Origin of the sequence: Streptomyces sp. NPDC048506 (assembly GCF_040651315.1) — a bacterium.
Lineage (GTDB): Bacteria > Actinomycetota > Actinomycetes > Streptomycetales > Streptomycetaceae > Streptomyces.
This window is the reverse complement of sequence record NZ_JBEZIX010000051.1, coordinates 31,874-50,008: the sequence shown is the minus strand read 5'-3', so window position 1 is coordinate 50,008 and position 18,135 is coordinate 31,874. Positions and strand designations below refer to the sequence as shown.

Genomic DNA, 18,135 nt, shown 5'->3' with positions numbered 1-18,135 from the left:
TCGTTCCTTCCTTCCTGTGGCCGCGGCCCCGCGGGGCCGGGCGTCATCCCGCGGTCGCCAGGGCGTGCCGGGCCAGGATGAGTTCGCAGATCTCGCTGCTGCCCTCGATGATCTCCATGAGCTTGGCGTCGCGGTGGGCCCGTGCGACGACGTGCCCGTCGCGGGACCCCGCCGAGGCCAACACCTGGAGCGCCCGTGCCGAACCGCGCGCGGCGCCGGTGGCCGCCACGTGCTTCGCCAGCACCGCGGCGGTCACCATGTCGGGGCTGCCCTCGTCCCACAGGTCGCTGGCGTGCTCGCACGCCCGGCTGGCGCCCTGCTCGTCGATCAGCAGTTCGGCGAGGTGCCGGGCCACGAGCTGGTGCTCGGCGAGCCGGGTGCCGAACTGCTCCCTGCCGTTGGCGTGCCGGGCGGCCGCGGTCAGGCAGCCGCGCAGAATGCCCACGCAGCCCCAGGCCACGGACATCCGCCCGTAGCTGAGCGCGGTGGTCACGAGCAGGGACGGGGTGCGGTCCACGCCGTCGAGCAGGGCGTCGGCCGGCAGCCGTACGCCGTCCAGCCGGATGTCGGCGTGGCCGGCCGCGCGGCAGCCGTGCGGATCGGTGATCCGCTCGATGCGCACCCCGGGTGCCGTCGCCGGCACCACGACGGCACCCGCGCCGTCCTCCGTGCGGCCGAACACGATCAGCAGGTCCGCGTAGGCGGCGTTGGTCGTCCACACCTTGGCCCCGTCGACGACGATCTCGTCGCCGTCGCGGGTGATGCGGGTACGCAGGGCGGAGAGATCGCTGCCGGCCGCCGCCTCGCTGAAGGCCACGGCCGCCAGCTCCCCGCCGGTCAGCCGGGGGACGGTCGCGGCCTGCTGCCCGGCACCGGCCAGCCGGCGCAAGGTCCAGGCGGCCATCCCCTGTGAGGTCATCACGCTCCGCAGGGAGCTGCTCAACGCACCGACGTGCGCGGTGAGTTCGCCGTTGCGTCGGCTGGAGAAACCGAGTCCGCCGTGGGCCACCGGCACCTGCGCGCAGAGCAGACCCTTGGCGCCGAGACCGCGCAGCAGCTCCACCGGGATCTCGCCGGTGCGCTCCCACTCCGCGGCCGAGTCGCCGACCAGGTCGGTGAAGAGCTGCTCCTCGGCGCCCGGCTCGGTCGCCCCGGCAACGGCGCCGCGCGACGCCCCCGCGGCGGCGTCGGCCGCTCGGCCGGCCGTCGCCTCACTCACCGCCGGTGCCACCCGTGCCGACGGCGCCGGGCGCGCTCGGGCCCAGCCTGCGCACCAGGCGGACCATCGCGTCGACCGTGCGGAAGTTGTCGAGCATCAGATCGGCGCCGCTGATGGTGACGGCGTAGGTCTTCTCCAGGTGGACGACGAGCTGCATGGCGAACAGCGACGACATGCCGCCGACGGCGAAGATGTCCTGGTCGTGCTCCAGGGTCTTCTTGGCCTTCGCCGCCAGGAACTCCAGCAGCTCGGCGGCGACGTCGTGGTCGGCCGGCGCCAGGGCGGCGGACCCCACCAGGTCGGAGGTCTCGGTCATTGCGTGCTCTCCTCGTAGTCGTAGAATCCCCGGCCGCTCTTGCGGCCGAGCTCTCCCCGCCGGACCTTCTCCAGCAGCAGTTCGCTCGGGCGGAAGGCCGCGGAACCCGTCCGCGCGTACATCACCTGGAGCGAGTCGGCGAGGTTGTCCAGGCCGATGAGGTCCGCGGTGGCCAGTGGCCCGGTGCGATGGCCGATGCAGCTGCGCATGAGCCGGTCCACGGTCTCCGGGGCGGCGCGCCCCTCATGGACCACCTCGATCGCGTCGTTGATCATCCGGTGCAGCAGACGACTGGTCACAAAGCCGGGGCCGTCGCCGACGACGATGCCCTCGCGGCCCAGCCCCGCCAGCAGCTTCTGCACCTCGGCCGCCGCCGCGTCCCCGCTGCGCGGCCCGAGGACCACCTCCACCGTGGTGATGAGGTAGGCCGGATTCATGAAGTGCGCCCCGACGAGGTCCTGGGGGCGCGGCACGGCGTCGGCCATCTCGTCGATGGGGAGCCCGGAGGTGTTGCTGACCAGCAGCGTCCCGGGGCTCACCGCGGCGGCCAGGCCGGCCAGCACCGTGGCCTTCTCCCCGGGGTCCTCGGTGACCGCCTCGATCACGGCGCACGCCCCCGCGGCGGCGTCCGTCGTGCCCGCCATGGTCAGTTCACCCAGGGGCCGTCCGACGGGCAGTGCGCCCATCATCCGGGCCGTGCGCACCTGGAGTCCGACCTTGTCGGGGGCGGCCGCGCGGGCCTCGGGGGCATGGTCGATCAGGGTCACCCGGTATCCGTGGCCGACCGCGAGCGCGGCGATGGCCGTGCCCATGACGCCCGCTCCCACCACGACGATCGGGCCATCCGCGTTGTTGTCGGACACAGAACCTCCATGTTCCCGGGGGACGAGGACGGAAATCTGGGATGCCTTCGGCCGACCTCCATCGAGGCGCCATTCACGGCAACAATTCGAGATCCTCTCCCGAGGAATGCACGCAATCCATGAATTGCGGTGGACTTTGTCATCTAGTGCACGTCGAGCACTTTGTCATCTCGCGCTTGCCCCATTCCGGAGGCCACTCCTAGTGTGCGGGGGCCTCGAACTCCCCCGGAGTTTCTTTACGTTCGCGCCAAGACACACGATGTCATATGACCCCGAGCCCCCCACGAAGGATTTCGCAATGGCTCATATCGCGTTCTTCATCCTCCCGGTCGCCGGGCATCTGAATCCGACGCTGGGGGTGGCCGAGGAACTGGTGGCCCGCGGCCACCGGGTGACCTACGCACTGCCCGAGGAGATCGCGGACCGGGCCCGCCGGGTCGGCGCCGGGGTCGTCACCTATCCGATGGACAAGGAGCAGTTCCTCGCGAAGATGGTGCCGCGGCAGGACTCCGACGAGTACACCGACGAGGGCGAGTTCGTCCGGGTGCTGGAGTGGCTGCTGGACATGACCACCGCCACCCTCCCGCTGCTGGAGCCGCACTTCGCCGCGGACCGTCCCGATGTGATCGTCAACGACCCGTCCTCGCTGTGGACCGGCCGGCTGCTCGCCGACCGGTGGGACATCCCCGTCATCCGCAGCACCCCCACCTACGCCGCCAATGAGCACTGGTCGCTGCATCCGCCGGTCGACGCGGCCGAGCCGCCGGACGACCCCGCGCTGCACGATCTGCTCGCGCGGATCGGCCGGCTGCTGGAGGAGCAGGGCGCCAAGGGCGATCTCGCCGCGTTCACCGAGGTGATCCACGGCGGCCCCGCCCTGCTCTACATGCCCCGGTCCTTCCAGTACGCGGGCGACACCTTCGACGACCGGCACCACTTCGTCGGCCCCTGCTCGCCCCGGGCCGCCTTCCACGGCACCTGGCAACCGCCGGAGGGCGACCGGCCGCTGGTCATGGTGAGCCTGGGCACCCTCTACAACGAGCGGCCGGAGTTCTTCCGCACCTGCGTCGAGGCGTTCCGCGACGAGCCGTGGCACATCGTCCTGGTGCTCGGCGGCGGGGTGACCGAGCAGGAGCTGGGCCCGCTGCCCGACAACGTCGAGGTGCACGACTTCGTCCCGCACGGCGATCTGCTGCCGCACGCCGACCTGGTGGTCAACCACGGCGGGATGAGCACGGCCATGGACACGTTCTCGCACGGCGTTCCGGTCGTGGCGGTGCCGGTGATGCCGGAGCCGCGGGCCACCGCGCGCCGGATCGCCGAACTCGGGCTGGGCGCACAGCTCCTGACGTCCGAGGTGACGGCCGAGACGCTGCGCGAGACCGCGCGGCGGGTGCTGGCCGACGAGGGCGTCAAGGAGCGGGTGGCGGGGATGCGTGCACAGATTCGCGCCGCCGGCGGCGCCGCGGCGGCCGCCTCCGCCGTCGAGGGGCTGCTGCCCTGAGCGGCGGGGCCGGCAGGAGCGACCACATCATGCGCATCGACGAAATGGCGGTCCGCGACGCGTACCGCATCGACCCCGAACCCCTGCCGGACCACCGGGGCGTGTTCTACGAGGCCCTGCGTCATGAGGCGCTGCGCGAGGCCACCGGGCACGCGATCGAGATCCGGCAGGTCAACTACACCGTCTCCGGGCGGAACGTACTGCGCGGCGTCCACAGCACCACGGTGCCGCCCGGCCAGGGAAAGATCGTCACCTGTGTGCGGGGCGCGGCGCTGACCATGGTCGTCGACCTGCGGGTGGGATCGCCCACCTTCGGCGGCTACGACACGCTCCGCCAGGACCCGCGGTCGGCCACCGCGGTGTACCTGCCCGACGGGCTCGGCCTGGCCTACCTGGCGCTGACCGACGACACCTGCATGAACTATCTGTGCACCCGGGAGTACGTGCACGGCACGATCATCGACGTCGACGCCCTCGACCCCGAGCTGGACCTGCCCTGGGACCTGACGGCACCGCCGATCCGGTCCGCACGCGACGCCGCGGCACCCACCCTCGCCGCGGTGGCGGCCCGGGGACTGCTGCCCACCTACGAGGAGCTGTGTACGCGCTAGCAACCAGGGGCGTTCACCGGTGAAGTGTGCGGCTGCCGAGTGCGGTGTCACCTCGCATTACGGCAGTGGCGCGACGATCTCTTCTGGGCGGTAGACATGAAATGCGATCTCGGGGATCTCGCGCTGTTCGGAGGGCGCGCCAGTTTCCTCCAGCCCCTTCTCGTGGGGCGCCCGAATCCGGTCGACCGCTCCCGGTTGTTCGACCGGCTGGCCTGGGCACTGGACAACCAGTGGCTCACCAACGGCGGCCCCCTGACCCGGGAGTTCGAGGAGCGGGTGGCCGATCTGGCCGGCGTCCGGCACTGCGTGGCGACCTGCAACGCGACCGCCGCACTCCAACTCCTGGTGCACGCCAGCGAGTTGTCCGGAGAAGTGATCATGCCCGCGCTGACCTTCGCGGCGACCGCGCACGCCGTGCGGTGGCTCGGCCTGGAGCCGGTCTTCTGCGATGTCGATCCGCTCACCGGATGCGTGGATCCCCAGCGGGCCAGGGCCGCCCTCACCGCCCGCACCTCCGCCATCTTCGGTGTGCATCTGTGGGGCAGACCGTGTGACGTCGACGGCTTGGAGAAGCTGGCCGCCGACGCGGACATCCGGCTGTTCTTCGACGCGGCGCACGCGATCGGCATCACCTCGGAAGGCAGGCCCGTCGGGCGGTTCGGCGACGCCGAGGTCTTCAGCTTCCACGCGACGAAAGTCGTCAATTCCTTCGAGGGCGGCGCGGTCGTCACCGACGACGACGATCTGGCCCACCGGGTCCGCGCTCTGCACAATTTCGGGCTCGGCCTGGACGGAGGCAATTCCGCTGGGGGGACGAACGCAAAGATGAGCGAGGCCTCGGCGGCCATGGGGCTCACCTCCCTCGACGCATTCGAGGAGGTTGTGCGACACAACAGGACTAATTACCGGCATTACCGCACCGAACTCTCCGGAGTTCCGGGAGTGGCCGTCATCGCCTTCGACGAGAACGAGCAGAACAACTACCAGTACGTGGTCGTGGAGATCGACGAAGAGGTCACCGGGCTCCACCGCGACCTCCTCCTCGACCTGCTGCGCGCCGAGAACGTGGTGGCCCAGCGGTACTTCTCGCCGGCCTGCCACCAGCTGGAGCCGTACCGGTCCCGCCAGAGCGCGCACCTGCCGCACACCGAACGCCTCTCGGCGCGGGTCATCGCCCTGCCGACCGGATCCACGGTCTCCGGTGAGGACATCCGCCGGGTGTGCGACATCGTGCGGCTGGCCGCCTCCCGCGGGCCCGAGCTGACCGCCCGCTGGCGCCGGGCGCGCCGTAGTGACCAGTCGACGGCCCCGCCGGTGCGGGGCAGTTCCGAACAGACGAGGGTTGGTTGATTCATGAGGCAAGGAGCCGTGGCGAACACCGTGGCGTCGTGCACGCTTCCCGACAGCGATCCGGCGGCCGCGGCCGGGGTCCTCCGACACGAACTGGTCACCGCCGGCCATCTGACGGACGGCGAGGCGAGCGGCGCCGCGGGCCATCTGGTGCGGCTGGCACGGATCTACGGCGCCGCCCCCTTCACCCCGCTGGAGAAGGCGCGTCGGGAACTCGGAGTCGACCGGCCCGCCTTCGGCCGCCTCCTGGACGTCTTCGCGCGCGTCCCTCAGCTGCGCTCGGCCGTGGAGAACGGCCCCTCCGGCAAGTACTGGACGAACACACTGCTTCCGCTGGAACGGAAGGGGGTGTTCGACGCCGCTCTGCACCGCAGGCCGGCGTTCCCGTACTCGGTGGGGCTGTATCCGGGACCGTCCTGCATGTTCCGGTGCCACTTCTGCGTACGGGTCACCGGTGCCCGCTATGCGCACTCCGCGCTGGCCGACGGCAACGAGATGTTCGCCGCGCTCATCGACGAGGTGCCGACCGACGACCCCGACGCCATGTACATGTCGGGCGGCCTGGAGCCGCTCACCAACCCCGGACTGGGCCCGCTCGTCCGCCGGGCCGCCGACCGGGGCTTCCGTCTCACCCTCTACACCAACGCCTTCGCACTCACCGAGAGGACGCTGGAACGGCAGGACGGCCTGTGGAACCTGCACGCGGTGCGGACCTCGCTGTACGGGCTGAGCGATGACGAATACGCGGCGACCACCGGGAAGAAGGCCGCGTTCGGACGGGTGAAGGCCAACCTCGAACGGTTCCAGCGGCTGCGCTCCGAACGCGACGAGACGGTGAAACTGGGCCTCAACTACATCGTCCTGCCGGGGCGGGGCCGACGCCTGCTCGACCTCGTCGACTTCATCGCCGAGTTGAACGCGGCGGCGCCGGACCGGCCCCTGGACTTCGTCACCCTCCGCGAGGACTACAGCGGCCGGCCCGACGGCCGGCTGTCCGCCGACGAGCGGGCGGAACTCCAGGAAGCGCTGACGGCCTTCCAGGAGAAGGCCGCGTCCACCGCGCCCACGCTGCACGTCGACTACGGGTACGCGCTGAACAGCCTCACGACCGGAGCCGACGCCGAGCTCGTCCGCATCCGGCCGGACACCATGCGGCCGACCGCGCACCCACAGGTGGCGGTGCAGGTCGACCTGCTCGGCGACGTCTACCTCTACCGCGAGGCCGGCTTTCCCGGTCTGCCCGGAGCGGACCGCTACAGCATCGGCAGGGTCTCCCCCGGGACGACGCTCGCCGAGGTGGTGGAGCGCTTTGTGACCAGCGGCGGGCAGGTGCCTCCGGCCGAGGGCGACGAGTACTTCATGGACGGGTTCGACCAGGTCGTCACGGCACGGCTGAACCAACTCGAAGCCGATGTGGCCGACGGCTGGGCGGACCGGCGCGGCTTCCTTCGCTGAGTCCGGCCCATCTGCCTCGGCGACCCCTTGTCCCTTCTCGCTGCTCGGAGGAAACATGACGCGACGGCGCCTGGTGCGCGACATGGTGCGCATTCGGTGTGTGGAGGAAGAACTGGGCGATGTCTACCGCGACGAACAGGAAATGCGCACGCCCGTCCACTTCTCCATCGGCCAGGAGGCGACCGCGGTGGGCGTGTGCGCGGCCCTGCGCCGTACGGACGTGATCTACGGCGGCCACCGCTGCCACGCCCAGTACCTCGCGAAGGGAGGTGATCTCACCGCCATGGTCGCGGAGCTGTACGGGAAGCAGAGCGGTTGCGCGGCGGGTCGCGGCGGATCCGTCCATCTCGTCGACAGGGCCGCCGGGTTCGGTGCCTCGTCCGCCATCCTCGGGGAAATGATCTCCGTCGCCGTCGGGGCGGCCTGGTCCTTCGCCCTGCGCGGTGAGCCCCGGGTCGCCGCCACCTTCTTCGGCGACGGGGCCTCCGAAGAGGGGGTCTTTCACGAGTCGCTGAATTTCGCCGCTCTGCACCGCCTCCCGGTCGTCTTCGTGTGCGAGAACAACCAGTACTCCCTCTCCTCGCCGCAGGCCGCTCGTCAGCCGGCGGGCACCAGCATCAGCGGGCGCGCGCGGGGCTACGGGATGCCGGCCCGCCGGGTCGACGGGAACGATGTGTTCGCGGTCTTCGAGGCGGCGGAGGAAGCCGTGCGGCACTGCCGCCAGGGGAACGGACCGTACTTCCTGGAACTCGACACCTATCGCTGGCGCGAGCACGTCGGCCCCCACTGGGACTACGACGTCAGCGGCCGCTCGAAGGCCGACGTCGACTCCTGGGTCGCCCGCTGTCCGATCCGCCGCGCCGTGGAAACCCTGAGCGATACGGATCCCGGCATCACGGAGCAACTCGCCGTGTGGCAGCGGGAGTTCCGCGCCGAACTGCACGAAGCGGTGGCCGCGGCCAGATCGAGCCCGTTCCCCGCCGTGGCGGACCTGCTCACCGGCGTATACGAGAGCTGAGCGGAGAGAACAGCGACATGCGGAAGATCACCTACTGCCAGGCGATCAGTGAAGCCACGGTGCAGTGCATGGAGGCCGACCCCGAAGTCATTCTCGCGGGGCAGGGCGTCGACGACTACAAGGGGGTGTACGGGACCACCGGAGAGGCCTTCCGGAAGTTCGGACCGTCCCGCGTGATGGACATCCCCAACGGGGAGAACGCCTTCGCGGGAATCGCCATCGGTGCCGCTTCGATGGGAATCCGGACCGTCGTCGTGCACACCCGGGACGACTTCATGTTCCTGGCCATGGACGCCATCTTCAACCTGGCCGCCAAGTGGCGCTATATGTACGGCAACGACGGCAGCGTGCCGGTCGTCATGCGCGGCATCGTGGGTCGCGGCTGGGGGCAGGGCGCCACGCACTCGCAGAGCCTCCAGTCGCTGTTCGGGCACTTCCCCGGGCTCCACGTCGCCACCCCCGCCTCGCCCGCCGACGCGAAGGGCCTCCTCGTCAGCGCCCTCCGGGCCGAGACCCCGGTCGTCCTCCTGGAGAACCGCGGTCTGTACGGAATCGAGGGAGAGGTACCCGAGGAACCCGTTGCGGTCCCGTTCGGGACCGGCAGGATCGCCCGCACGGGAGACGACGTCACCGTTGTCGCCGCGTCCCTCATGGTCCACGAGGCGGAACGCGCGTCCGACGCCCTGCGGGAACAGGGAATCGGCGTCGAGGTGATCGACGTCCGAAGCATCCGCCCTCTGGACGACGCGCTCATCTGCGCGTCGGTCGCGAAGACCGGCCGCCTCGTCGTGGCCGACACCAGCTGGGCCCGCTACGGATTCGCGGCGGAAGTCGGCGCCGTGGTGGCCGAGAACGCCCATGACGCACTCCGGGCACCGGTCCGCAGGGTGACCCTGCCCGACTGCCCCGCCCCCGTGTCCTGGCCGTTGGAGGAGGCGTTCAACCCGAAGGCGGAGACGATTGCGCACGCCTGCCTGGAAACCCTGCACGCCGGCCGACGCTCCGTGCCGAGGATGCGCGACGTCATGTCAGGTTTCACCGGCCCGTACTGAGCGGTGTCCGACGGCCTGGGCGAGGGGCTTGTGCCCCCAACACCCTGGCCCAGTCCCGCAGTTCGGGTTCGGCCAGACTGGTACCCAACCAGTCGTGGTCGAGGTCGACTCCGGGGAGGGACGGTACGACCGCGACGTAGAGCCCGGCGGCACGCGCCGAGGCGATGCCCGTGGCCGAGTCCTCGAAGGCGACGGAACGTTCCGGGGCCGCGCCGAGTGTCTCGCATGCCGTGAGGTAGAGCTCCGGTGCGGGCTTGGGGGAACGTACCTCGTCGGCGGCGAACGAGTGGCGGAAGCAGTCGGCGAGGCCGGCCGACCACAGCGCCGCGTCCAGCAGTTCCCGGGGGCTGTTGCTGGCTACGGCGATCGGTACGGCCGCCCGGCAGGCACGCACCAGTTCCGCCGCCCCGGGGAGGGCTGCGGCGCCTCGGGAGAGCTCTTCGCGGACCCCTTCGAGGAGTTCCGCGGCGAGTTCGGCACCGTCACCGGGGCGCCCGAGGTACTGGGCCATGGCCTCTCCGGCGGCCTCCACGGTGCGGCCGATGACCAGGGCCTTCTGTTCGGGACCGAAGGGATGGCCGTGCGCCGCGAAGATGGCCGTTTCCGCAACGGTCCAGCAGGCTTCGGTGTCGACCAGCAGACCGTCGCAGTCGAAGACCACGGCCTCGGTGCTGGTGGGGAGCGCATGCATGGATGGTCCTTTCGCTTCGGGTGGTGCGCGGGTCACGCGTCGGCAGCTGTCCCAGGGTGAGCGCGAGGAGTCCCACTATCAGGGCGAAAATCCCCATTGCGTCCAGGGCGATCATGAGCGATCACCCTAGGTCGGGAGCCGTGGAACGTCCATGATTTCTGCCCGACATCGGGCAGGAACGGCGATGTTCGCCTCGTACCCCGTGGAAAGGGGCGGGCTCCCGGGGGATTCCGGGAGCCCGCCCCTTCGCGTCGCCCTCGTCGGGGTCAGCGCGTGACCTCGCGGTTGAACACGGCGCGCGACCACAGGTAGCCGACCAGGCTGAGACCCGCGCACCAGGCCAGCGCGATCCAGCCGTCGTTGCCGATCGGGGTGCCGAGCAGCAGGCCGCGCAGGGTCTCGTTGATCGGCGTGAAGGGCTGGTACTCGGCGAACCACCGCAGGCCGGTCGGCATGGATTCCGGGGTGACGACCGCGCTGCCGAGGAAGGGCAGGAAGGTCAGCGGCAGCGGGGCGTTGGACGCGGCCTCGGGGGTCTTGGCACCCATACCCATCGCGGCGGACACCCAGGCCAGACCGAAGGCCAGGAAGGCCAGCAGACCGAACGCGGCGATCCACTCGACAGGTGAGGCGTCGGGCCGGAAGCCGATCGCGAGGGAGACGCCGGTGACCAGGACGAGGACCGCCGCGACCTGGATGACACTGCCGAGGACATGTCCGGTGAGCACGGAGCTGCGTGAGATCGACATCGTACGGAAGCGGTTGATGATGCCTTCCGTCATGTCGGTGCAGACGGACACGGCGGTCGCGACGGCCCCGGAGGTCGCGGACATCAGGATGATGCCGGGGACCACATAGTTGATGTAGTCGCCGCGGTCGGCGCCCGCGCCGATGCCGGTGCCGAGCGCCCCGCCGAAGACGTACACGAACAGCAGCAACATCAGGATCGGCATCACGACGATCGAGATCGTCATCGACGGGTAGCGCCGCATGTGCTTGAGGTTGCGGCGCAGCATCGTCATGGAGTCGCGCAGGGCGTACGAGCGGGTGGGTGTGGCCGGTGCGGTGGCGGTCGCGGTGCTCATCGAGCCGACTCCTTCTGCGGGTTGGGGAGGGTGGGGGCGTTCTGCCGGCCGGTGAGGGTGAGGAAGACGTCGTCGAGGTCGGGGGTGTGCACGGTGAGCGACTCGGCCTGCACGCCGGTGCTGTCGAGGACGTCGAGGACGGCACGGAGATGGGTGAGGGTGCCGTCGCTGGGGATCTTCAGGGTGAGCGACTCGTCGTCACGGGCGGCGATGCCGAAGAGGCCGGCCGCCGTGGCGAGGTGGGCCTCGTCGGCGAGCTGGAGGCGGACATGGCCACCGGGGATCTTGCGCTTCAGTTCGTCGGCGGTGCCCTCGGCGACCAGCTTGCCGTGGTCCAGCACGGCGATGCGGTCGGCGAGTTGGTCGGCCTCGTCCAGGTACTGCGTGGTGAGGAAGATGGTCACGCCCTGATCCGCCACCAGGTCCCGGATGAGCTCCCACATGACGCGGCGGCTGCGCGGATCGAGGCCGGTGGTCGGCTCGTCGAGGAAGATGATCCGTGGCCGGCCGACCAGGGTCATCGCCAGGTCGAGCTTGCGGCGCATACCGCCGGAGAAGGTGGCGACGTTCTTGCGGGCCGCCTCGGTCAGCTCGAACCGCGCCAGGAGCTCGGCGGCGCGGCGGCGCCCCTCGCGCTTGCCCAGGTGGTGCAGGTCGGCCATCAGGAGCAGGTTCTCCTCGGCGGTCAACAGCCCGTCGACGGCGGCGAACTGACCGGTGACGCCGATCCGGCGGCGTACCGAGTCGGCGTCGGAGGTCACGTCGTGGCCCGATACGTGCGCCTGGCCCGAGTCGGCGGTGATCAGCGTGGAGAGGATCTCCACGGTGGTGGTCTTGCCGGCACCGTTGGGGCCGAGCAGGGCGAAGATCGTGCCCTCGGGGATCCGCAGGTCGATGCCGTCGAGCACCACCTTGTCGCCGTACGACTTGCGCAGGCCGATCGCGGAGATCGCGGCTGCTCGCGCGGCAGTGGGCACCTGGGTCGCGGTGTGCATGGTGGGCGGGCCTTTCTTCTTCAGGTAATCCGGGGGACAGGAGGAAGCGGCCGATGGGCCGTGGTGCATGAGTGGGTGCATGAGTGGGCGCATGAGTGGCAGGTGAGCGGCGTGTGAGCGGCGCAGGTCTGACGCAGGTCACGGAGCGTCGCGCCGTGCGGCTCGGCCGGGGCGTCAGCCGACCAGGGCGTGTTCCCGCGGTGAGTGCGGCGCGGGGGCGGCGTGCCGGTCGAGCTTCTCGCCCTCGACGTCCACCCGGGGCAGGATCCGGTCCAGCCACTTCGGCAGCCACCAGGCGGACCTGCCGAGCAGGGCGAAGAGCGCGGGCACGAGCGCCATACGGACGATGAAGGCGTCGAAGAGGACGGCGATCGCGAGGGCGAAGCCGATCATCTTGATGAAGTCGTTGTCCTCCATGATGAAGCCGGAGAACACGCTCATCATGATGACCGCGGCGGCGGAGACGACCCGGCCGCCGTACCGGAAGCCGTCGACGACCGCCTCGGCGGGGCGCGCCCCGTGGACGTACGACTCACGCATCCGGCTGACCAGGAAGACCTCGTAGTCCATGGCGAGGCCGAAGACCACGCCGATCATGAAGATCGGCATCGTGCTCATGATCGGGCCGGTCTGCTCGATGCCGAGGACGTCCGCGAACCAGCCCCACTGGAAGACCGCCACGACGGCGCCGAGGGCCGCGGTCACCGAGAGCAGGAAGCCGAGGGCCGCCTTGAGCGGGACCAGGAGGGAGCGGAAGACCACCATCAGAAGCAGGAAGGCGAGGCCGACGACCAGGCCGAGGTAGGGCAGAAGCGCGTCGTTGAGGGTCTGCGAGAAGTCGATGAACATGGCCGTCTGGCCGGTCACGAGGATCCGGGACGCCGTGCGCTGCTCCAAGTCGCCCGCGGTGGCCCGCAGTTCATGGACCAGCGCCTCGGTCCTCTGCTCGGTCGGACCGGTCTTCGGGATGACGTTCAGGATCGCGGTGTCGTCCGCCTTGTTGGCGACGGCAGGGGAGACACCGGCCACGCCGTCCGTCGTGCGGAGGGCCTCGCCGACCTTGTCGCCCGCGGTCTTGGCGCCGTGCGCCTGCACGGTGACCATCAGCGGTCCGTTGAACCCGGGGCCGAAGGACTCCGAGAGCATGTCGTACGCCTTGCGCTGAGTGGTCTCCTTCGACATCGAACCCTCGCCGGGCAGCCCGAGTTCCAGGCTCGCGGCCGGTACGGCGACCGTGCCGAGGCCGACCACGCCGATGAGCAGGACGGCCACGGGGTGGCGCAGGACGTAACTCGCCCATCGGGCACCGAGGTTGGGCCTGCCGCCCTTGGTCGACTCGGCGGCGTGCTTGGCGGCCTTGCGCTGCCGGCGCTCCGACAGCGGCTTGACGGCGTACTGAAGGCGCCCCTTGCGCGCCATCACCTTGACCGGTGCGAAGCCCAGCAGGGCGGGGACCAGGGTGATCGCGACGAGCACGGCGACCGCGACGGTACCGGCCGCGGCGAGGCCCATCTTGGTGAGCATCGGGACGTTGACGACGGCCAGTCCGGCGAGGGCCACGATGACCGTCAGCCCCGCGAAGACCACCGCCGAACCCGCGGTGCCGACGGCCCGGCCCGCGGCCTCTTCGGGGGTGCGCCCCTCGACCCGCTCGGCCCGGAACCGGGACACGATGAACAGCGCGTAGTCGATGCCGACCGCGAGGCCGATCATCATCGCGAGTGTCGAGGTGGTGCCGGACAGGCCCAGGGTGGAGCCGAGCGCGGTGATGCCGGAGATTCCGATCCCGACTCCGATCAGCGCGGTGATCAGCGGCATTCCGGCCGCGATCATCGAGCCGAAGGTCAGGACGAGGACGATCGCGGAGACCAGGATGCCGACCTTCTCGCCGGTGCCGCCCATCGCCTGGTCGACCTTCACGGCGTCACCGCCGGCCTCGACGGTCAGACCCGCCCTGCGGGCCTTCTTGACGGCGGCGTCCAGCGCGTCGTGCGCCTTGTCACTGATCTTCAACGCGGGGACCTTGTACGTCACCACCGTGTAGGCGGTCGTACCGTCCTTGCTGATGCTGACCGCGGGGGTCCGGTACGGGTCGGCGGCGCCCACCACCTGCGGGGACGATGTGCCCAACTCGGCGACGAGCCGGCCGACTTCGGCCCGCTGCCCGGCGTCGGTGATCTTCTGGCCCTCGGGCGCCCGGACGACGACCCGGGAGCTGGCGCCATCGGCACGCGCGTCCGGGAACTTCTTCATCAGCAGGTCGAAGGCTTCCTGCGACTCGGTGCCCGGCATCGAGAAGGTATCGGCGGGCGGTGGCGGAGCGGAGGAGGCGGCGAAGCCCATGCCGCCGAATATCAGCAGCCAGAGCAGCAGTGTCACCCCTCGGCGGCGGAAGGCGAGGCGGCCGAGTCTGGAAAGGAACGTAGCCACGGTGGGGCTCCCGTTGGGTCGGTTCGGTCGGTGTGTGGTCGGTCGGGTCGAGCCGGGTCGACGCTTCGGACACCCGGGCAGCGCGACATGGCGCCTTGATGGCGCATGACTGACCCTTGCCTGGTGCACGAATGGCGCCGGATGAACGGTGCGGGACCTGGGGTTTTATGCCCGCGATCCCGCAATGCGAGCGCCGCACCGATGCTGCGGCGTTCGCGCACCGCCATCATGACATACACATGGCACCATGGCGAGCCAATGTGGCGCCACGTGACGCCACGGCGCCATCCCCCTCCCCTTCGGGCGCCGGAACTCCGACCTGTTACTCCGACTCGACCCGTTACTCCGGCTCGACCTGTTACTCCGACTCGACCTGTTACTCCGACTCGACCTGTTACTCCGACTCCCGCCCGCGCACGCCTCGCCGCCTTCGCCGTCTCGGGCGTCGCCGGCCGGGCTCGTCCTTCAGCAGGGCCACGTACCGGAGCACGTCGGAGCGCCTGGCCGGATCGCGGGACAGCGCGAGCACACAGAGACAGAGCGCCGTGGCCAGTGGGCGGGCGGCGACGCGGATCGCGCCGATGGCCGCGAGGGTCACCGCCACGGAACCGGTGGCGTTCGGAAGCGACAGCAAGGAGAGGAGGCCGCTCATCGGCAGACCACCTCCCTCCCCGTCCAGGTGGTCGAGTGCGTGGTGCACACCGTGCGTGGGGACCCCGGGCGGTCCCATCCCCTCTGCTTCGTCATCGCCCCAAACCTCGTGATCGTGGCCGCCGACTCATCGCCGTCGCACCCCGTGCGAACGGGCCGCTGCGCGACGGACGGTGGTAGCCGGAGAACGGGTTCGTGGTCGTACCGACCGTGCCGAGGTGCGGGCCGCCCACGTCCTCCACTGTCCGGCGGCCTGCGCGGTGGGAGTCATGAAGTGACGGAAGTCCAGGTGTTGTTGACGGAAGTTCTGGTTGCGGACCGTGCATGACTCCGTGAGACTGACGGAAGTTGACGAACCTTGACGGGGGACGGACCGGTTGGCAGAAATCCCCATGCTCGGTGTGGAGGAACTCCCCGAGAGTCCGCACCGCGATCTCGTGCACGCTCTTCAGGAGCTCCACCGCTCGGCGGGATGGCCCGGACTCCGTCTCATCAGCGACGCGATCAGGCAGGGCGATTTCCGCAGCACGCTCAGTCATGAGCGCCTGCGCGGGATCCTTCAGGGGCGTGGCGGGCTTCCCCGCTGGCTCAACCTGGAGCCCGCCGTCCGGGTTCTCGCGGCCTGGTGCCAGCCTCGACGGGACCCCGATGACGAGGCCCGGCGCATACAAGCCTGCTGGCTGGCGGCGGCAGAGCACGCCAACCGCGGCCGCGGCACCCCGACCTCGTCCGGCCCGGCAGGGAGTGCAACGCCGACCACTGTCGCGGCACCGCCGGTCACGGCACGACCGGCCGCGGCACCACGGGTCTCAGCACCACCGGCCGCGGCGACAACCGGCACCGCAGAGCGAGCCCAGCCGTCGTTCGCACCCGGGTCAGGCGCCACTGGCGCGCCTCGGGACACCGACCGGTACGAGCGCCTCGTCGGGCGTGCCGCCGCCCTGGAGCACCGGGGGCGGCACGGCGAGCTCCGCATCGAGCTGAGCAGAGCCGGTTCGCAGTGGGACCTGGAGGACGTGTGCGGGGTGGTCGGCTACCTCCGCCTCCATGAGCGCGCGGACTACCTCCACGCCCTGTTGAACTCAGCCGGCCGGTTACGCCCCGTCGCGGAGATCGCGATGCTGACGGAACGGCTCACGGAGACCGAGCAGGCCCGTGACGCCGCGATCGTGCTCAGGGCCGCCGGCCTGCGGCGACCCACCGACGTCCCGCTGGCGCTCGTGGAGCGGCTCCGCGCATCCGGCAGGCGCCACCACGTGCGGGACGTCATGGTCGGCGCCGGCGAACAGCGCCCGGTCGTCCTGTTGGCAGAGCTGCTCGCCATGCTGGAGGAACACGGCTACGGCGACGAGACCCGGATGGCTCTCAACGCCACGGTCCACAGCCGCTCACCGCACGAGTTGCGCGAGCTCGTCGACCTCCTGGACGGTGCCGGCCGAACTCCCCAACTCCAATGGCTGCTGGACCGCATCGCCCGCGAACGGCCGGCCGAGGCGATCGCGCAGTTCGTGCACGCACTCGGACCCGCCATGCGGTTCCACGAGGTGCGCACGGTCCTGGACATCGTGGCCCGGCACGCCACGGTGAACGCGCTCATCACCTTCATGGAGGCGCTGCGCGATCAGGGCCGGGGCGTCAGCGCCGACCACACCCTCGCGGCCGCCGGCCGGCACCGATCGGTCCCCGATCTGCTGCTCCTCATGCGGTGGTGCGACCGGCACGGCCGGGAGGCCTACCTCCGCGTCATGCTCGACGGCGCCGACGAGCGGGGACGCAAGCGGTTCGCCCAGGCCGCACAGCACCTTCGCGCCGCGCCCCGGTCATACGGCATCGACGTGGACGGCATGCTCCACCGGGCGGGTATCACGGGGGAAACCCTCGCCGCCCATGAGGGCCCGGAGTCGCGCACCCTGGCCACCGTCGACCGGGGCGTCCTGGCGAACGGACCGCAGATGCCGGCGCCCGGGATCGCCGGGGAGGGCGAACGGGCCGCCGACGCCGGCCCGGTGCGGACGCGGACGTTCCTCGGGCCGTCGGACCCCGGCGTCACAGCGTCCCCTCCGGAGTGAGGACCACGAACTCCGCGCCCGCAGGGTCGTTGCAGACGGCCAGCCGGCCGACGCCCTCGGCGGTCTCCGGCCCCATGGAGAGCGTGCCGCCGTTGCCGGTCGCCAGGCCGACGCTGGCATCGCAGTCCGCGGAGACGAACACCGGGTGCCAGTAAGGCTTTCCGCCCGGCCCGAGCAGGTCGGCGGGGACGCCCATGAGGCCGCCGTGCATCCGGTCCTCACCGCAGTTCGCCGGGTGGAGCAGGGTGTACGTGCCGCCACCGCCGGGGAGCGGGACGTCCTGGGTGCCCCAGCCGAAGACGCTCTTGTAGAAGGTCTGGGCGGCGGCCGGGTCGGTGGTGTAGAGCTCCGTCCAGCCCAGCGTGCCGGGGCCGTCAGCGGCCTCGATGCCCGGATACCGCGCCGGCTCCCAGACCGCGAAGGCCGCGCCCTGCGGGTCCGTGAACCGGGCGAACCGGCCGTCGTCGGCGCCGACCCGGGCCGGCGCCGAGCGGACCGCGCCGCCCGCCCGCGCCACGGCCTCGACCGTGGCGTCCGCGTCGGGGGTGTGGAAGTAGAGCGTCCAGGCGGAGCGGGCGCCGTCCTCGGTGAGCGGGCCGGCCGCGGCGACCGCCTTTCCGTCGAGCCGGAAGAGGGTGTATCCACCCGCGCCCTGGTCACCGTACGGCTCGGCCCGCCAGCCGAACACCGCTCGATAGAAGGCCGCGGCGACCTCGACGTCGGGAGCACCGAGGTCGAGCCAGCAGGGCGAGCCGGGGACGAAGTCAGTGGTGATCATGGCGTTTCCCTTCGCGGATCCTGCGTGGTTTCAGCCTGACACCCGGCA

16 protein-coding genes are annotated in these 18,135 nt (G+C 70.8%); 7 read left to right on the top strand and 9 right to left on the bottom strand.

Translation table 11 applies throughout. The annotated features are described in order from the left end of the window. Nucleotides 1-43: 43 nt before the first annotated feature. From AB0C96_RS33360 to AB0C96_RS33350, 3 genes are all read right to left on the bottom strand, one after another. Nucleotides 44-1,111, bottom strand: a complete 1,068-nt coding sequence (locus AB0C96_RS33360) for an acyl-CoA dehydrogenase family protein (RefSeq protein WP_362922714.1) — start codon at nt 1,109-1,111, stop codon at nt 44-46. Between the two features lie 100 nt (nt 1,112-1,211). Next, on the bottom strand, nt 1,212-1,535 hold the full coding sequence (locus AB0C96_RS33355; protein ID WP_362922692.1) for an acyl carrier protein: 324 nt from the start codon (nt 1,533-1,535) through the stop codon (nt 1,212-1,214). Next, nucleotides 1,532-2,398: a 3-hydroxyacyl-CoA dehydrogenase family protein gene (locus AB0C96_RS33350; RefSeq protein ID WP_362922690.1), complete on the bottom strand. Its 867-nt coding sequence runs from the start codon at nt 2,396-2,398 to the stop codon at nt 1,532-1,534. The genes AB0C96_RS33355 and AB0C96_RS33350 overlap by 4 nt, the downstream gene beginning before the upstream one ends. A gap of 298 nt (nt 2,399-2,696) precedes the next feature. Here AB0C96_RS33350 and AB0C96_RS33345 point away from each other — a divergent pair, with 298 nt between their 5' ends. From AB0C96_RS33345 to AB0C96_RS33320, 6 genes are all read left to right on the top strand, one after another. After that, a complete protein-coding gene (locus tag AB0C96_RS33345) occupies nt 2,697-3,902 on the top strand; it encodes a macrolide family glycosyltransferase (protein WP_362922688.1) in 1,206 nt (401 codons plus the stop codon). 29 nt (nt 3,903-3,931) lie between these two features. Next, the gene (locus tag AB0C96_RS33340) at nt 3,932-4,513 is read left to right on the top strand and encodes a dTDP-4-dehydrorhamnose 3,5-epimerase family protein (protein WP_362922686.1); all 582 of its coding nucleotides are present in this window, start codon (nt 3,932-3,934) and stop codon (nt 4,511-4,513) included. A 96-nt stretch (nt 4,514-4,609) separates the two neighbouring features. Next, nucleotides 4,610-5,863, top strand: a complete 1,254-nt coding sequence (locus tag AB0C96_RS33335) for a dTDP-4-dehydro-6-deoxyglucose aminotransferase (RefSeq protein WP_362922685.1) — start codon at nt 4,610-4,612, stop codon at nt 5,861-5,863. A gap of 18 nt (nt 5,864-5,881) precedes the next feature. Next, a complete protein-coding gene (desII, locus tag AB0C96_RS33330) occupies nt 5,882-7,318 on the top strand; it encodes a dTDP-4-amino-4,6-dideoxy-D-glucose ammonia-lyase (protein WP_362922683.1) in 1,437 nt (478 codons plus the stop codon). 55 nt (nt 7,319-7,373) lie between these two features. Further along, complete coding sequence (locus AB0C96_RS33325; protein ID WP_362922682.1) at nt 7,374-8,336, top strand: thiamine pyrophosphate-dependent dehydrogenase E1 component subunit alpha; 963 nt, start codon at nt 7,374-7,376, stop codon at nt 8,334-8,336. Nucleotides 8,337-8,353: 17 nt separating this feature from the next. After that, the gene (locus tag AB0C96_RS33320; protein WP_362922680.1) at nt 8,354-9,388 is read left to right on the top strand and encodes a transketolase C-terminal domain-containing protein; all 1,035 of its coding nucleotides are present in this window, start codon (nt 8,354-8,356) and stop codon (nt 9,386-9,388) included. On the opposite strand, the gene AB0C96_RS33315 is transcribed toward AB0C96_RS33320, so the two are convergent. The 5 genes from AB0C96_RS33315 to AB0C96_RS33295 form a co-directional block, all read right to left on the bottom strand. After that, nucleotides 9,372-10,079, bottom strand: a complete 708-nt coding sequence (locus tag AB0C96_RS33315) for an HAD family phosphatase (protein ID WP_362922678.1) — start codon at nt 10,077-10,079, stop codon at nt 9,372-9,374. The two genes, AB0C96_RS33320 and AB0C96_RS33315, sit on opposite strands and share 17 nt — an antisense overlap. A gap of 266 nt (nt 10,080-10,345) precedes the next feature. Next, nucleotides 10,346-11,164 (bottom strand): ABC transporter permease, encoded by an 819-nt coding sequence (locus AB0C96_RS33310; RefSeq protein ID WP_362922677.1) that lies wholly within the window; start codon nt 11,162-11,164, stop codon nt 10,346-10,348. Next, nucleotides 11,161-12,159 carry an ATP-binding cassette domain-containing protein gene (locus AB0C96_RS33305; protein WP_362922675.1) on the bottom strand — a complete coding sequence of 333 codons (999 nt, stop codon included), beginning with the start codon at nt 12,157-12,159 and terminating at the stop codon, nt 11,161-11,163. The genes AB0C96_RS33310 and AB0C96_RS33305 overlap by 4 nt, the downstream gene beginning before the upstream one ends. Before the next feature lie 174 nt (nt 12,160-12,333). Beyond that, entirely contained in the window at nt 12,334-14,589 is a 2,256-nt protein-coding gene (locus tag AB0C96_RS33300; RefSeq protein ID WP_362922674.1) for an MMPL family transporter, read from the bottom strand. Nucleotides 14,590-14,983: 394 nt separating this feature from the next. Continuing rightward, a complete protein-coding gene (locus AB0C96_RS33295; protein ID WP_362922672.1) occupies nt 14,984-15,241 on the bottom strand; it encodes a hypothetical protein in 258 nt (85 codons plus the stop codon). 376 nt (nt 15,242-15,617) lie between these two features. Here AB0C96_RS33295 and AB0C96_RS33290 point away from each other — a divergent pair, with 376 nt between their 5' ends. Continuing rightward, complete coding sequence (locus tag AB0C96_RS33290; RefSeq protein ID WP_362922671.1) at nt 15,618-17,309, top strand: hypothetical protein; 1,692 nt, start codon at nt 15,618-15,620, stop codon at nt 17,307-17,309. Here the strand turns inward: AB0C96_RS33290 and AB0C96_RS33285 are convergent. Further along, complete coding sequence (locus AB0C96_RS33285; RefSeq protein ID WP_362922670.1) at nt 17,287-18,087, bottom strand: VOC family protein; 801 nt, start codon at nt 18,085-18,087, stop codon at nt 17,287-17,289. The genes AB0C96_RS33290 and AB0C96_RS33285 overlap by 23 nt on opposite strands. Between the last annotated feature and the right edge of the window lie 48 nt (nt 18,088-18,135).

Coding starts and splice junctions, on each gene's coding strand:
- AB0C96_RS33305 (WP_362922675.1), bottom strand. CDS start 12,159: ATGCACACCGCGACCCAGGTGCCCACTGCCGCGCGAGCAGCCGCGATC.
- AB0C96_RS33325 (WP_362922682.1), top strand. CDS start 7,374: ATGACGCGACGGCGCCTGGTGCGCGACATGGTGCGCATTCGGTGTGTG.
- AB0C96_RS33345 (WP_362922688.1), top strand. CDS start 2,697: ATGGCTCATATCGCGTTCTTCATCCTCCCGGTCGCCGGGCATCTGAAT.
- AB0C96_RS33320 (WP_362922680.1), top strand. CDS start 8,354: ATGCGGAAGATCACCTACTGCCAGGCGATCAGTGAAGCCACGGTGCAG.
- AB0C96_RS33335 (WP_362922685.1), top strand. CDS start 4,610: ATGAAATGCGATCTCGGGGATCTCGCGCTGTTCGGAGGGCGCGCCAGT.
- AB0C96_RS33315 (WP_362922678.1), bottom strand. CDS start 10,079: ATGCATGCGCTCCCCACCAGCACCGAGGCCGTGGTCTTCGACTGCGAC.
- AB0C96_RS33355 (WP_362922692.1), bottom strand. CDS start 1,535: ATGACCGAGACCTCCGACCTGGTGGGGTCCGCCGCCCTGGCGCCGGCC.
- AB0C96_RS33340 (WP_362922686.1), top strand. CDS start 3,932: ATGCGCATCGACGAAATGGCGGTCCGCGACGCGTACCGCATCGACCCC.
- AB0C96_RS33310 (WP_362922677.1), bottom strand. CDS start 11,164: ATGAGCACCGCGACCGCCACCGCACCGGCCACACCCACCCGCTCGTAC.
- AB0C96_RS33295 (WP_362922672.1), bottom strand. CDS start 15,241: ATGAGCGGCCTCCTCTCCTTGCTGTCGCTTCCGAACGCCACCGGTTCC.
- AB0C96_RS33285 (WP_362922670.1), bottom strand. CDS start 18,087: ATGATCACCACTGACTTCGTCCCCGGCTCGCCCTGCTGGCTCGACCTC.